General features: G+C 60.1%; 15 protein-coding genes. 4 read left to right on the forward strand and 11 right to left on the reverse strand.

Annotation, left to right across the window (positions count from 1 at the left end; translation table 11 throughout):
* The first annotated feature begins 56 nt into the window (after positions 1–56).
* A complete protein-coding gene (locus tag ARUE_RS19580) occupies positions 57–878 on the forward strand; it encodes an aldo/keto reductase (protein WP_043470756.1) in 822 nt (273 codons plus the stop codon).
* On the opposite strand, the gene ARUE_RS19585 is transcribed toward ARUE_RS19580, so the two are convergent.
* The 8 genes from ARUE_RS19585 to ARUE_RS24230 all read right to left on the reverse strand — a co-directional run bounded on the left by ARUE_RS19585 (position 863) and on the right by ARUE_RS24230 (position 10,548).
* Positions 863–2,536 carry a hypothetical protein gene (locus ARUE_RS19585; RefSeq protein ID WP_286139815.1) on the reverse strand — a complete coding sequence of 558 codons (1,674 nt, stop codon included), beginning with the start codon at positions 2,534–2,536 and terminating at the stop codon, positions 863–865. The genes ARUE_RS19580 and ARUE_RS19585 overlap by 16 nt on opposite strands.
* Positions 2,523–3,269 (reverse strand): SDR family NAD(P)-dependent oxidoreductase, encoded by a 747-nt coding sequence (locus ARUE_RS19590; protein WP_011776385.1) that lies wholly within the window; start codon positions 3,267–3,269, stop codon positions 2,523–2,525. The genes ARUE_RS19585 and ARUE_RS19590 overlap by 14 nt, the downstream gene beginning before the upstream one ends.
* A complete protein-coding gene (locus ARUE_RS19595; RefSeq protein ID WP_043470759.1) occupies positions 3,262–5,520 on the reverse strand; it encodes an O-methyltransferase in 2,259 nt (752 codons plus the stop codon). Before ARUE_RS19595 ends, ARUE_RS19590 begins: the two co-directional genes overlap by 8 nt.
* On the reverse strand, positions 5,517–6,722 hold the full coding sequence (locus ARUE_RS19600; RefSeq protein ID WP_014923010.1) for an outer membrane protein assembly factor BamB family protein: 1,206 nt from the start codon (positions 6,720–6,722) through the stop codon (positions 5,517–5,519). The genes ARUE_RS19595 and ARUE_RS19600 overlap by 4 nt, the downstream gene beginning before the upstream one ends.
* Positions 6,723–8,114: an MATE family efflux transporter gene (locus tag ARUE_RS19605; RefSeq protein ID WP_014923011.1), complete on the reverse strand. Its 1,392-nt coding sequence runs from the start codon at positions 8,112–8,114 to the stop codon at positions 6,723–6,725.
* A gap of 4 nt (positions 8,115–8,118) precedes the next feature.
* Complete coding sequence (locus ARUE_RS19610; protein WP_014923012.1) at positions 8,119–9,372, reverse strand: tetratricopeptide repeat protein; 1,254 nt, start codon at positions 9,370–9,372, stop codon at positions 8,119–8,121.
* A gap of 15 nt (positions 9,373–9,387) precedes the next feature.
* Positions 9,388–10,254 carry an arginase family protein gene (locus ARUE_RS19615; RefSeq protein ID WP_014923013.1) on the reverse strand — a complete coding sequence of 289 codons (867 nt, stop codon included), beginning with the start codon at positions 10,252–10,254 and terminating at the stop codon, positions 9,388–9,390.
* A 138-nt stretch (positions 10,255–10,392) separates the two neighbouring features.
* Complete coding sequence (locus tag ARUE_RS24230; RefSeq protein ID WP_011776391.1) at positions 10,393–10,548, reverse strand: hypothetical protein; 156 nt, start codon at positions 10,546–10,548, stop codon at positions 10,393–10,395.
* A gap of 325 nt (positions 10,549–10,873) precedes the next feature.
* On the opposite strand from ARUE_RS24230, the gene ARUE_RS19620 reads away from it, so the two are divergent.
* The 3 genes from ARUE_RS19620 to ARUE_RS19630 all read left to right on the forward strand — a co-directional run bounded on the left by ARUE_RS19620 (position 10,874) and on the right by ARUE_RS19630 (position 12,991).
* On the forward strand, positions 10,874–11,254 hold the full coding sequence (locus ARUE_RS19620; protein WP_026267468.1) for an RNA-binding S4 domain-containing protein: 381 nt from the start codon (positions 10,874–10,876) through the stop codon (positions 11,252–11,254).
* Between the two features lie 119 nt (positions 11,255–11,373).
* Positions 11,374–12,039, forward strand: a complete 666-nt coding sequence (locus ARUE_RS24520) for a DUF6318 family protein (RefSeq protein ID WP_014923015.1) — start codon at positions 11,374–11,376, stop codon at positions 12,037–12,039.
* Between the two features lie 226 nt (positions 12,040–12,265).
* Positions 12,266–12,991 (forward strand): hypothetical protein, encoded by a 726-nt coding sequence (locus ARUE_RS19630; RefSeq protein ID WP_043470762.1) that lies wholly within the window; start codon positions 12,266–12,268, stop codon positions 12,989–12,991.
* Positions 12,992–13,180: 189 nt separating this feature from the next.
* Here the strand turns inward: ARUE_RS19630 and ARUE_RS19635 are convergent, their stop codons facing one another.
* The 3 genes from ARUE_RS19635 to ARUE_RS19645 all read right to left on the reverse strand — a co-directional run bounded on the left by ARUE_RS19635 (position 13,181) and on the right by ARUE_RS19645 (position 14,936).
* A complete protein-coding gene (locus tag ARUE_RS19635; protein WP_238324398.1) occupies positions 13,181–13,642 on the reverse strand; it encodes a DUF3817 domain-containing protein in 462 nt (153 codons plus the stop codon).
* 86 nt (positions 13,643–13,728) lie between these two features.
* Positions 13,729–14,334, reverse strand: a complete 606-nt coding sequence (locus tag ARUE_RS19640) for a hypothetical protein (RefSeq protein ID WP_286139819.1) — start codon at positions 14,332–14,334, stop codon at positions 13,729–13,731.
* A 95-nt stretch (positions 14,335–14,429) separates the two neighbouring features.
* Complete coding sequence (locus ARUE_RS19645; protein ID WP_043470764.1) at positions 14,430–14,936, reverse strand: hypothetical protein; 507 nt, start codon at positions 14,934–14,936, stop codon at positions 14,430–14,432.
* Between the last annotated feature and the right edge of the window lie 98 nt (positions 14,937–15,034).

Here is a 15,034-nt window from a genome sequence, read left to right on the forward strand (position 1 = left end):
TGGGATGGACTGCGCGCTACAGCCGCCGCAGGTGGGCCATAGTTTTGGAGGAGCGATTGAGCCAGCACTCGGCAGGCACAGCCCTTCCAGCTATAACCCTGGGCACCGGATTACGCCCGCCCACAGATGTCTACCGTTTGGTTGGCTGGGCACTCGACATGGGCTACCGTTCCTTCGACACGGCCGCGCTGTACGGTACGGAGGCCGCGATTGGACGTGCCATTCGCGATTCCGGCATCGATCGGCGCGAGTTGTTCATCACGGTGAAAGTGCGTGGGAATGAGTACGGGAGCCGGGCGCGCGTTCATCAGGCAATCGAACGGAGTCTCGACGCCCTCGGCACGAGCTTCGCTGACATGGTTGTTCCACACTGGCCCCTGCCCATGGTCAGGGCGTTGCCCTCCACTTTCGCGCAGATGCTGGATGCCCGCGCAGAGGGGCTGGTTCGCGGCGTTGGACTGAGCAATGCTTCCTCAGCCATGGTCCGCGCCGTAAGAACGGAGACCGGCGAGTGGCCGGTTGTGAACCAGCTGCATCTCTCGCCCATCGTTGGGCAGACGGACTTCACCCGCTTTGCTGAGACGGTCCCGGTCGGGATCCAGGCATACCGCGTCCTGGAATCAGGTTCAGGGCTCATGCAGACTCGCCTCATTTCGGAGCTTTCCCAGCAGTACGGCTGTTCACCCGCCCAGTTGCTGATCGGGTGGCAACTCGGCCTAGGGCACAAAGTGGTGCTCGGAGCCAGCACCCTGGAGCAACTGCGTGCCAACCTTGACTCCCGGCCACTGGAGCTAGCGCCCGCTGACAGCCAGCGGCTGGCCCGGTTGGACCGGTTCTCTCTGGCTAAACCGGATCCCGTGACTCACTTTGAACTGTAATCGGCTGGCCGGTGGGTTGCCCCATAAAAGGCGAAATACGCGGGGACATCGAATAAGGGCGTTCGATCAGTGGCCATGAGGGCGGCTGCTCCGACGCGGACACTGACGGCTGATGCCGACTCAATGCCCCCGAGAACATAACGCCAAGGACCTGGGAAAGACTCATCCAGGGCAATTTCAATCATGTTATCCACGAAATCACTGATAGCCCCGGGATGACCCTCCGAGGCGCCGTGCCATAACTGCCCATAGGTTTCCTGATCCCCAGTGGCAACTGCCAAGGCCAGCCGGGCCGATTGAGCCCTGGAAGGTGCGGTCATTCGTTGTGTCATCATATTCACGGTGCGCGCCGTTTGGATGGCTTCTTCCATGCAAGGCCGGCCAATCAACGCCGGAATATCGGCGGTGAAAGCCCCCTTCTCCAGGAAGAGGCTGACAGTCTCGCTGGCCTCCGGAGGCACTCCTTCCAAACCTGCGACGTTCACCGCCCCCGCCTTCGGCCAAGCGTGCTGCAACGCATGCCCCAGTTCATGGAGCAAGCTCAGGAGGTTCTGAAACGACAACTTCAATGCCTCGCCTGCCTGACGTGTCACACCACAGGAAATAGCAGAACTGGCTGGAATCCAACCGTCGGCAAGAAGCACGCGGTTTCGAACCGGTTGCGTATAGTTCTGCCTGAACCTACGCGACGTGCCTGCGAACTCCACCCTGATCCGGGCAAGCGGCATTGCCGCGGTGGAAAGGGAGGCAAACCAGACATCCGAGCCGGCGGGCTCAACTGTCAGGGAGACACCGGCCGTCACCGCCACAATGTGCTGGGCGATCCGAAACGCCTCTTCTACGGAGAAAAGGCTGGACCTTACGCCGCGGATTTTCTGCTGCAGTACATAGGGCACGTCTGCGTATAAATCAACCGAAGGCCCAACGCCGGCGCGGAGATGTTCAACGTCTTGAAGCGCAGCCTCGTGGAATTGGGCCAAGACCTCGCGAAGTTGCAGGTCTGGAAGCTTGGTCTGGTGACGATCTGTCTTCAGGGCGCGCTGGAGATCCCCGGCATGCTCACGTGCAATCCGGCTCCACGCCTCCACCAACCGTTTCCTGGTCAGGCTGGAATCCAGCGTGGCCAGGAGCTGCCGGTAAGTTACGGAGGGATCATCCGCGCCACTCCCTGAGACCAGCGAAGTCACCAGTTTCCGTTGCTGATTACGGATTTCCGCGATGATGGCAGCTGTCCGGCGGGGGCTGGAAGCCGGTGAAGCGGCGTCGTTGACCATCTTTTGCTGGAGCTGATCCCGTAACGTCCTACGCGCAGCATCCATCGTCGGAGTTACCGGAGCTGCCCTGTCCAACCAATGAATAAACGCCAGATCATCTTTGGCATTCGAATAGAACAGATCCCTGACGTCCTGCAGTTCGGCAAGGTCTGCGTCCCGCTGGACTTCCCGCATGGCAAGGAACCAGGACTCAACCACGTTATTGATGGCAAGGACGTCAGCTATTTCACTGTCGGAACCGATGCGGGATCCTGTCCTGACGTCACGGAGCGCATAGAGTTGCCGCATTCGTTCCGCGATGGTTTGCCTGTCCGGAAGCGCAAAGGAGTCCAACCCATAAGCCGTGGCCAACAGGCTTTTACGGGATGAATCAGCGGAAGGCACCGCCGGAACCTCCATCCAGTCGGAATGAGGCACCATTGGCAATATCGCCCAAGTCGAAGCCGCAGGAAACCAATCGGGCGCATTCCGATGGTTCAATGAACCTTCTGATCCTGGACTCCGGGTTGGCCCGCGCCAACGTTCGTGAAACGAGCTCCTCAATTCCTACCTTGTACTTGACTGACGCGGCAGCGAACTCCTCCCTACGCTGTTCGCTGTTCAGCGCACCGAAGATCACTTCGAAGACAGCTCCTCCGCGGGTCCGACACAGGTCGGTGAGGGCTCCTGTAAGAACTTTGAGTGCGGCTTTGCCCGCAGCATAACCAGCAGAACCTGCATCCGGCGTGTAGATCGCTTCCGATCCAACGACAGCGATGGATAGAGGACTGTCCGACTTTTCAATCAAGAGCCTGAGAATGTCGTAGCCGCCAGCACCATTGACCAAGAGCGACTGAGTAACACCATCCCGTTCGCCTGAAGCAGGGTGGTCCGACCTGGGGTCGAAAGCTGCAGCAAAGATGATCCTGGAGGGGATCACATCAAGGGACTCAACTGTCTGCCGACGCCCTCCGCTCTCCGCGAGGTCACATTCCATCCATGTCATGCCCTCAACGGACGGAGGCGCGGACGCGCCCGAATGCACGCCAATGACGGCACTGCCGTGCTGAATGAATGACTTGGCCAGGTCCAGGCCCAAACCGCGGGAAGCACCGATGATAAGAACCTGGTTATTCATCATCATTTCCTCGCTTCACGGCGAGCAGCATCCCGTGCTCGGTGCCGAGGAATGATGCGGTAACCCGCTGCGACCTGGCGAGGGCGCGCACCACTTGACGGATTGATTCCCCCAATCGGTCATCTTCGCCACCTTCATGGACAGCATAGGTTCCACCGGCAAAGGCATCATCGATAAGGAGCGCCCCTCCTGCCCGCAAAAGTGGGAAGGCCGCCTTCACGTATTCGACGTACTCGGTCTTGGCGCCATCGATGAAGATCAGATCAGCACTTTCCGGGGCCATACGGGAAAGTGCCGACACGGCATCCTCGGTGGATATCCGGACCCTGTCATCGAGCCCGAAGCGCGAGACATTTTCCCGGGCGATCTCTGCCGACTTCGGATCGATCTCAAAGGAAATCAGCTGGCCACCCTTTCCGAGACCGCGCGCCAGATGGATCGTTGAGTATCCAAAAAGCGCTCCGATTTCGATGACCAGTTGCGGCCGCGCAAGCAGGGTAAGGCATTCAAGGAGCTTGGCAGCGTTGTCGTCCACTTGGATGGGTGGAAGCTGCTCATCGACTATCGCCTGCCGCAATATGCTGGTCAGTTCCGGGTCGCGTGCTGGAAGCATCGCAGAAATATAGTCGGAGGGATACTCACGCGTAGAGCTCATCGGGTTTCCTTCGTCAGCCGTTAAGGGGTCTTGTTTGGTTGCTCCCGCAGCCTGCTCCAGGAAGGTGATCAGGGCGGTGGGATCCGGCGCCTGGTGGGGTTCCTTCCCGAGGATTCTTTCGAACCAGGCTGCGGGCGGTGTCTGGTCGTGCGAAGCCAACCCATGACGTTGCATCCACGTACCGGCAACCTCCGACATGGCCCAAAACAGTCCATACTCTGCACCGGGGCGGGTCGCCGGGATAGGCCAGGTCAACCTATGCAGGGCCTCCAGGTACGTTGACGCATGCCCGGCCGGGTCGGAACCAGTAACTTGCCGCCACACGTCCTGGTACTCAGACTCCGGTTGAATCAGCCATGCCCGGTCCAATTCCATGACCAGTGCACGCAGGGGCAACTCCTTGAGCGCCTCCAACTGGAGGATGCCCTGCCATTCAGCCAGGCCCTTGCCGGACGGTTCTCCAGCCGCAGGGATAACGCAACCGCCCCACCCGGCGTCGAAGACAGTCCATTCAAGCCAGAGACTCAGCAGGTCTATTTCGGTTTCTCCGGCCGATTCGAGTCCGTGTCTGAGGGGCTCACGGGATGCCGTGAGCGCATGATGGACGGCATGGCCCAGCTCGTGGAGAGTGGCCTTCAGATCCCGAAGGTGCATGACAAGGCGCCCATCAGGACGCGACGAACAGCGCAGGCCCACATGGGCTGTGGGCACTCCGGGACCGGTCGCCGAGGTGGCTCGCCCGGTCGCCTCCCGGGAGTCGGAATTCGGGCCAAGCAGTGGCCAGATGACGACGCCGGACGAGGGCACCTTCCCGTCGGCGGAACCTCCGAAAAGCACTTCCCATCGGTCGCCGGCAAAGGAGGCACGCGCCGTCGAACCGGTGACGGCTTCCAGCCGTCGGCGTATTTCCTCTAGGACTCTGTCAACGTCGAGCATCGGTTCCCGGGTTTGCAACGCGAGCGCCAACATTTTGGCCGGGGTTTCCTCCATGGCCAGCTCAGCACAGGAGACCAGCGACAAGGGAGCCGTGCCAAAGATCCTGGACATGGCGTTGACGACGGATGCGGAAAAGGTCCCAACGAAATTGTCTGCCGCAATGCCCCGGCATGAAGGATCCGATGCTTCCGCCCTCAGGTTGCGGACTGCTAACGCCAGGTCTTGGACGGCCAGTGATTCCACGTCCAACGCAGCATCCCAGGCAGTTCGGACAGCTTTGCGGTGAGAGCGAGTTGGCGCGTGCGCAAGGGACCGCTCCACCGCGACAAACGCGGGCAGTCTGTCATCTTCCGCGGGAGGAACGCCGCCCCCGAAGGTGCAGTGTCTTTCTTCTTCACGGAGCGCCCGGGCCGCTTCCTCAACAGCAACCCTGGAATCAGCCGGTCCACGTTGTGACCCGTCCGCTTGTCCGTGGAGTGAGGCGCGGAAAGCGTGGTCGAAGAGGTCGTCATTGGCTTCGAGGAAAGCCATCAGATATGCGGTGTTGTTGTGATCCACCAGGGTTTCCCCGGAGGCGGGCAGTCGTGAGTTCCGCTCTTGCAACCAGTTCCGAAGGCCAACCTTGTAGCCGGGCTCCGTCATTGCCGCCACGTTCGTCATGGTCGTTGCCCACTTTCCGGGTCTTCCAGCATGGGATGGTCAAAGCGGTAGCAATCGCCGTCGTACGAAGCCACGTACAGGCTGCCATCACCGCATGGCATGGGCGACGTGTGCACCGCGGTGGGGTGATCGGGCCGGCCAATAATCTGCGAAGACTCCCACAAGAACGCACCACTGCATGCATCAAGGCAGCAAACAGTTCCCCGGTCGCTGGTGAAAAGCACCGTCTGTTCCTCACCCAGGACGAGGGATGTGTACTCGAAGAGCCCGCCACCGGTCCAGTGCCATACCCGGGCACCAGTTACCGCATCCACCGCTGAGATTCCCTGTCCCCTTACCGGAACAATGACGAGTTCCCGAATCGATGCGAGGCTGCCATCGATCCGTCCACCCATCGTCAGGTCAGCCAGCTGCGTTCCGCTTCGGGTCCATCGGCAGAGGACTCCCTCCGTCGTAGCGCAGACCACCATGTCCTTGCAGATTGTGGGTGACGATCTGATGATCCCATTGGCTCTGGCACGCCATTGGAGCAGACCGTCCGCCTGCAGGCAGGCCACATCGTCGTGGTCCACCACCACTACTTCTCCGGATTCGAAAACCACGGGTGACGCATAGGGTGCGCGGTCGTAAGCATAGGTGTTCTGGTAAGTTGCGGACGCTGTATCGAAGGTCCACTTCGTATTTCCGGACGCCACATCGAGGGCCACCAGTCTGTGCCCGAAAACCGGAACGTATGCCGTCCCGCCGTCGGGCGAAAAGGCGATGGTGCCCAAGACCGGGCCGGACAGGGCAGCCGTCCACACGGCACGGCCCCTGAGGTCGAAGCGGACAACCATCCCGCCCGTGCTCGCAACCAGGAAATCGGCAGCTCCCGGAATAGCAACAGGGGAAGAGTAGATTCCTGCGTCCAGGCGTCGAACCCAATACTCGCGCTGCATGGTCGTGTCCAGAAACCGGACACGACCATCCTCGCCCCCGATGATCACACCTATGTCCGCCACAGGGAGGGGGCTCGCATTAAAGGCGACCGGAACGTGGTCATCCGAAAGCAGGCTTTTCTCGTTGACGGTGCGGACCGCAACCACCTGGGGCTCCCGACGGCGCGATCCCGGCCAGGTGGTTTGGGCCATGCATTCCATGGAGGTCTTGCCCATGGCGTGCCGCGAGTGGAGACCCATTGCTGATACAGCGTCCAGCGTCATTCAGGCCCCTCCCAAAAGCCGGTATCCGAGCTGCCGGGTCCGCATGCTGTACCTCAATGCCAGGAGAAGCGACGCGACGGCTGCGGATGCAACGGCAACCAGTGCCGATTCCCAAACCAGAATTCCGACGATAGCGATAGGAATGGTTACCAGATACGTGACCACCGTTGATGGCAAGGATAGCCATGCGGCCCGCTGCTCAACCGTCAGGATTTCGCCGCACAAATTCTCCACGACGTAGGCGGGAACCGCGATGAGATACGCGGCAGTCAGTAGCCAGACCAGACCGACGTCGACCTCGTCACCGCCCAAAACCTTGGCAAGGACGGGGACGGCCGCTGCTACGCCTGCAGCAGCGATGAAACTGGGCCACACCACGTACTTGCGCGAACGTTGCACTACAGCGTGGGCGTCTTGCTGGCTCCGCCCCCGGGAGTATCCGACAAAGACGCCGACGGCGCCGAGGGTCGCCTGCGGTACACGGCAGTAGAGAGTCCAGATCCTCGTTGCGACCGCTGCGGCGGCGACAGTGCCTACGTCCAGGCGGCTGATGAGCATGAAGGGCACTACAGCCGCGGCGTAGTTGTTCATCTGCCTGAGCCCGATGCCAAGACTCGTGGTAAACATCTCCCGGGTCAACGGGATAATCCGCTGTTGGTCGGAGCCGTCAGTGCGTTCTCCCCGGGACCGGGAGAAATGCCGGGCGAGGACAACAAAACCGCAGGCAGCAGTCAAGACCTGGGCAATCACTGTCGCGATGGCCACTGCCATCACCGGGTTGGCTGCCAATACTTTCAGCGGGCCATACACCAAGGCTGCGTTGAAGGCGGCATTCAGGACGAACACCGTGGCGATGAGGACTATCGAAGCGCGTTGTCGTCCCACGATGCGCAGGGTGATCGACACGGCTGCCAGGGCCAACGTGAACGGAATGCCAAGCATCCGCACCGTCAAGTAATCGGTTGCTATGGCAGCAACTGCCGGCTCAGAGCCCACGAGGTCAAAAATCAGGGGAACAACTCGGCTGACCAGCATTCCGGCAGCAGTCCAGACGGCGGCGACCAGAAGCAGCGCTGCAAACAGTTTGGGCAACAAGCTGCTGGCGTCGTTGCGGCCCTCAGCGCGGGCCAATTTCACGGCGAAAACGTCGATGATGCCCGCAAAGAACGCCATGAACAGTGCGGTGACCAGATCGCCTAAACCTATGCCAGCCACCATGAGTGCCCCAAACGGGGCCACGAAGGCCAGGTCGATGGCCCCGTTTCCCGCGCTCAGGAGATCGACTGCGAACATGGTCCCGGCCAAGGAGACAAACGTCCGTGGCGAAAGTATGGTGTGGGAGGCCGCGCCCGACTCTGCCGTGTCCTCCGTTGAATTGACCTGTTGTGACATCAGCTCAGCTTGCTGCCAACTGCTGCCGCACAGCCATCAGCGTTGCATGGGTGTTGTTGTCCAGCATGTTGTCTACCGTGGCCAACACCTCGGTTGGATCCGGGAGCATACTGGCGAGGACCAGATACCGGGCAATCGCTCTGTGGGTCATTCCTGCCTTGGCGTACTGCTGCGCTGCTTTGCGCAAGTGGTGGGTCACGTAAGGAGCCCCCAGGGAGGTCGCACGATCATAGGTTTCTGCTGCCAACTCGGACTTTCCAAAGGCTGCGAGCACATCTGCGTACTCACCAGCGCTTACTGACCACAGCGGATCCCAAGCGACCAGGTCCTTGGCGGCTTGAATCGCCTTTTCCTCGTCCCGTGAGACGTAGAGATGTTCTTTGACGGAGGACTCAAGGTATGTCTTATGCAGATTGCGGGCGAAGGGAGCATCGCTGTCTTCCATGGCCCTCTGAGCTGAAACAGCCGCTTCATTCATGAGTGCCCGAGTACGGGAAACGTCACCGATCTCGGCAGGGATCATCGCCACGCCGCGGTACCAGGCCGACGTCGAAACGGCAGGTATCTTCTTTCCGTGCTCCAGAACCACCGTGTTTCCTGTCCTGGCGAACCACTCGAAATCTTCTTTAGTGACTCCGACACCCTTCAAATACCAGACCACGGCAATGCTGCAAGCGTCGAGCAAGCGGTGGGCCGGGACATCCTGGGATGCTGCAGTCCTGCGAACCTCTGACATGAGGTTCACGTCCAGCCCACGTCCTTGGGTGCGGTTTCCAATGATGTACCGAAGCAGTGCGGCCTCAAACTGGAAACGGACTCCACGATCACCTGCCCGCGTCAACACGCTGCTTGCAAGCTCGAACCGAGACAGGGTGACCAGGGCACTGGCCAGGACCACAACGTCAGGGTCATCCATCGACTCAACGCGGTCCAAACGCTCCTGGAGTTCACTCACGCGTTCACCGCCGTGAGTACGAAGCATCGTCACGTCTTCGTAGTCGAGCCCGTGAAGGTCGCACACTTCCCGAACGACATCCGGCTCGAAAACCTGCCCTATCGGGTAGTAGTAGTCCCCCGGGATGGTGGCCGAAAATGCCGCAACGTTCTCGCGGGAAAATTCCACGATCTCGTCCTGCTGCGAGGGCAAATCAAATCCGATGATTGTTTCTGTGAAAGAGTTCCAGCGGTCCCATCCGGCAATCTCGGAAATATTCAAAGCTTTGCTGATGGATTTGGCATGGTTAATACGTGATATCAATGCGTGCTCCTCATTTCAGGACGTCAAGCGTGAAATTGCACCCATCAGCACATCGGCGGCGCGCATGGCATCTGACAGCACCGCAGGTTCCCTCGCTCCCCTCGCAGCGCTGAACTCCACGATATCCAGGCCAACTATGGGATTATTGCGAAGAACCACATCCAGGATTCTTATGAGGTCGGCCGTATCCATTCCAATGTGCGCAGGGTATCCCGTGGAACCCATTTGGGCCTGTTGGATGACATCAACGTCAATCGAAACGTAGGTGGGCACCTCAGAGCCGAGCGCTTCTACCAGCCCCGGTTCGTCCCGCAGCAGCGGGGACGTCACAGGAATAATGCCCGCGCTCACGTCCAGGCGCCCTGATAACTCTGCAGACGACGACGCGCTGATTGCGATAAAGGGATCCATTCCTACCTGCAGCACACTCCGCCGACCCAGTTGCTCGCCCACATGGGAGATGACGTTGGTGTTGAACAGTGGATCCAAGGGCTTAGATGTCACCGGTTCCCACAGTTGTATGTCCAAGTGCTGGTCGAACTGAATCACCCGGGCGGGCGCAGTTCCCCTGGCTATGAGACCGTCGATTACTCCGGCCGTGATGCTGTGGTCACCGCCGATGACGCATGGCACAGAACGGGAATCGAGGTCGGCGACGACACTTCCGATCTCTTCCGCCACTTCCTGGGCAGAGGACCCGATCGGAACGATGTCCCCCAGATCAACGGCAGCGAAGTCCGTTCGACGAGTCTCCGCGTTCATCAGGCAACCATCCGGGTAGCCCCAGGTATAACGGCGGGAAGCAGCCCGAAGAAACGCCGGGCCGTTTTCTGCACCGTCGTGTGGAGAGCCTGCTGAGGATGCCACTCCCAGAATTGCCACACGGGCACTACCAAGGTCGCGCGGGTCCGCGCCGACGGCAAGTCCGGCAAACCCGCGCGGTGGTTTTCTAAGCATCACGTTCCGTGTCAATAGGGCGGCAATGGGCCGGTTGGGCGCTAACCCAACCGGCCCACCAAATTACTTGGCCAGGATAGCTTCGAGTTCAGCATCAATCGACTGAACGGCCACAAGACCTTCGGTCGCAGCTTCGGTACCAAATTCTTCTTCGAAGAAGATGCCCGGAGTTGCCGCACGGAAGAAAGCAGGGCTCTTCTCGTAGTTCTTTTCAGTCATTTAATTCCCCTCCAATTAAAATTGCCAATCAGATATTGATTGAACTCCAGCAATACGTACTGATCAGTACGTGAACACGCTAACACACGCATTCCGCCCAAAACAGGGCTCCAGAGGGATTTCTAAATCAACTTTATCGCCTTATATCAAGTGCATTTTGAAATCAAGTCAAGTGCCGTCTGGTCAAAACAATTGCAGATGCAGGAAAGTTCAAATTGTGCAAGTCAAATTGATGACCGCCCCGCTATGCGGGCACTCAAGAGGGCCACTGGTGCCTGAAAACTGGGTCTGCCGTGCACACATCCCGGTTATCGGCGACAATTCAATGATGAGCATCCCGTCATCGTCCCCGGCCAACGTCCGAGTCGACGCTTGGCTGTGGGCGATCCGCGCGTATAAGACCCGTTCCGCTGCCACGGCCGCCTGCCGAGCAGGGCACATCCGGATCAACGGGAACCCGGTCAAGGCGTCGCAGAGCGTGATCATTGGAGACACCATTCGGGTCCGGGAGTCAGGCTGGGAGCGGATCCTTGAGGTACGGCGTCTCATCGCCAAACGTGTCGGCGCCGAAGCCGCTTCCCACTGCTTCACAGACCACACTCCCCCGCGTCCCGTAGCCCCCAAGCTCGGCCTCCCCCAGCGAGACCGCGGCGCCGGCCGACCCACCAAGAAGGACCGACGGGACATGGAGAAACTGCGGGGCTAGGTGTAGAGAGGAGCTGCTCTATGCACTTATCCACAGGCCGACTTTTCTGACATGAATCCTGCTCCGCACCCGGCCTAGACTGACCGGCACACCGCCGAACTGCTGCTGGGGAGCCTGTCATGTCACGCCTTTCGCTTGCCTCTTTTCCTTTTGTTCATCTCCGAACGTGGGTAGTGGGAGTCAACGTTCTGGTGCTTCTGAGCGGCTGCGCGGGCGGCTCCGCACCCAACAGCGCAGCTTCCCAAACAGGCCCGACGACGGCGTCGCCCACCTCAAGCGTCTCGGTTCCCGCAGCGTCGGCTACTCCGTCTGCCTCCCCTGTGTACAAGCCCGCCGACGCGACGGGGAAAGCACAGAACGTACCCGTTCCCGTGATGCCGGAGCTGGCGAAGGAGAACTCGGAGGCAGGGCTGGAGGCGTTCATTGGGTACTACTACGCTGTTGGCAACTACGCCAACGAGACCGGGGACATCTCGGTACTAGGTACCCTGAGCACTCCCGAATGCAAGGCATGTGCGTACTTTCAGAAAGCCTCGACGGATAGCTACAACAATGGTCGATGGATGGTTGGCGGACATATGGATGTACCGGCGATGGAAGTTGAATGGGACTCCAGAACGACTTCCACCGTTGTTCGGGTTCAGGTCATTCAGGATGCAATCAGCTACCGCAACGCCGATGGCTCTGAAGGGCGGGCCCCCGAAGCGGCTACCAACGATGCATTCGTCCACGTGGCCACTTTCGAAGCAGGCTGGAAGGTTGTGGACACCGGTGTCCTTCGTTAAGCAAGGTCTAGTTTTCAGTATGGCGTTAGCGGGCCTGGTCATCGGTATGCCTGCAAACGTCAGCCCGATGGAGAGCCCGTCCGATTGGGCAGGCGCGAACCGATCAACGGGAACAATAGACGTTGGATCAGGCTGGAAATTCGATGCGGCCAAAGGAAAATCGCTACCAAGCCTCGGTGGGTCTGGGACGGCATCAGACACCGCCTCCGAGGACCCCAATCAGTACATGGCCGACACCCACTGCCGCGCCGACGGCCCCGACACCAAAGACCCGGGCTGCGACGCCCTGGACTGCCCGGCAACCACACCCGCAGGCGAGGAAGGCACTCCGGTCATCTGGAAGGAAGCGCCCAAAGCCATCACCAACCCCGGCTGGACAGACTGGGTCCCCGTCAGCGGACCCACCTGCCTCTACGACCCCCAACCCGAGAACGTCCTGGCCAACATCGCCGCCCGGATCCTGACCGACTTCCGCCAACTCCCCGTCAACCCCGGAAACCTCGAAGCCCAACCCTTCCCCCACACCCTCAAAGGCGGACCCACCAACTTCTACGCCACCGCCGCAGACCAAACCTTCGACCTCACCATCCTCGGCCAAGCAGTCCACCTGACCGCCACACCCACCAGCTACACCTACACCTACGGAGACGGCACCACCCTCGGCCCCACACCCGCCGCCGGCTACACCATCCCCGAAACCGAATGGCTCAACAACCAAACCCGCACCAGCCACACCTACACCGACACCGGCAACTACCAAGCCGCCGTCACCACCAGCTTCACCGGCACTTACTCGGTCAACAACGGCCCACCACTACCCATCAACGGCACCCTGGACATCACCACACCCACCAAAACAATCCACGTCTGGAAAACAGAAAAAGCACTCGTCGCCGACACCTGCCAAGAAAACCCCAACTCCTGGGGCTGCCCCGGCGCTGAAACCAGATAGACGGACGACGCCACGTACCGCCACCACCCACTTTGATCGCCGCATCCTGGCGACACACCAAAAAGACGGCGCCTCGAAACCACCCACGATTCAAAGTGGGTGATTGCGGCCCATGAAAGCAGGGATACTTCGCCTTAAGTGAAGAAAAGCATCAGTTCCGAAAAACCGATGCTTTTCGCCTGCCGAAACTTAGGAGAACCAGGTACCTGGAGGACCCATGAACAGCAGGAAGCTGAACACTGCTCCCACGGCGACCAGGGTGACAACTACGGCAAGAATCGGGTTCCGAAGAACCCAGGCCTGGGCTTTCTCAAATCCGCCTCGAGGTGCCTCTCCTCCAGCGGTCAAGCGCCAGTCGCCAGCGAGGAGGCCGCGGCGATCCAGAGACTTCTCCATGGGGATGGTGGCATAGGGGATAACGGCAGAAGCGATAGCAAGCAAGCCCGTTCGAGTTGACCACTTCTGGTTGATCCACGTGAACGCAGCTGTCGCCGCGTAGCAAAGGAACACGAAACCGTGGATGCCTCCGGCAATGCTCACCCCAACGTCGGTGGTGCGCGTGACGTACTTAAGGAACAGCCCGATCAACAACAGCGTCCATGTCACGGCCTCGGCGAAAGCAACGGTACGGAACAAAGTGCGGGGCTGCATGGAAGTCCTCAGGTAGAAAACGGGAGTCACACCCTATTTTACCGGCTGTAGAACTTCCCTCATGTCACGGCAAAGGCCTCGCAGCGTTACGGCAATGGCAGCGTCTCCCGGTTCCGGATGCGCGAGTCGCCGAACTCGATGGCCACAGGAGCAATGTCCATAGGTGACTCGTGCCGGGATCTCGCCTTGCCTACAGCGATATGGGGCAACCACCGCGGTGACTTGTAACCAAGCGCGGGCGAGCTCAGGATGAAGTCGTCAATGTTGTCGAGGCCGAGGTCGTCGAAAAGTACGTGTAGCCCTTGCACCAAGAGTGCCTGGTAGTCGTGGACCTCCTGCGGCACGTCAACCTCGAGACCCATGAGGCGCCCACCGCCCAGAGGGATGAGTTTGTCCGATTTCCCCAAAAAGCCCTGCAACACCGGCAGCTCTGTCAACCAACTGGCGATCTCGGGAAGCACTTTCTCTGGCGCCGACAGACCCTTGGTCCACGCAACGATGTCGCTGCCGAGATCGTCCAAAATGCCGACATGCAGAAGGGTCATGTGGAGGCTCTGCGGTTTGCGGAGGGAATCGACGAACCGGTTCAATCCTTCGTAGTCCGATGTCCCTGCCCCGATGCGGAGGACAGGCACCTCCACCGTGATCCGGGGTCCATGCGATGTGCTTCCAGCGGGGACGAGGGCCGTCATGGATGACATTATGCGCCGGAATCCAAGCGAGCGGCAGGCCGACGGCGGGAAGCAAGTTTCCGCCGTCGGCCTGTTTTGGCGGGGGTGTCAGGTTCTTACTTCTTGGAGCGGGCCTGAACCAGGTTCGCAAACGGAAGCCGCCCGAAAGCTGAAACGAAATCTGCGTGGTAGGCAGCCTCGGCGGCATTGACGTCGGATGCGGAGAATTCCTTCCACGCAACGATCAGGTCCAGGGCATCGCGGAGTTGCCAGATGAGCCGGGCGTCCCAGACGACGGTTGGCCGCCCGCGGCCGTAGTCCATGAACTCTTGTATCTGCTTGCGGAGCCCGCGGTTGCCTTGGCTGCCGGCGCTGGCCTTGCCGATGTACAGCACCGAAGCATCCGTAATCCATTCGGACTCCAGAGCTTCGCGCTTGAGCGAGGGGTCCTTCTTCTTGAACGTCCCGGCAGTGCTCTTGTTAAGGAACGCTGGCTCGAAATCCGCGGGGCGGAGGATCATGAAGATGCCGGGTCCTTGGGGAATCCGCATGGGGTCGAGTTCGTCGAGGGGCCGGAAGCCGGTGAACCCTTCCTCGGTGAGCGACTTTTTGGTGAAGAGCATGGTCCATTGTGCGGGACCACGCGGCGACCGGCGGAAAGACGCCAAAGCCTGAAGCAAACCTTTCAGCGTTGACACGCACTTGTGACCCGTGCCATATT

Source organism: Arthrobacter sp. Rue61a (genome assembly GCF_000294695.2).
Taxonomy (GTDB): Bacteria; Actinomycetota; Actinomycetes; order Actinomycetales; family Micrococcaceae; genus Arthrobacter; species Arthrobacter aurescens_A.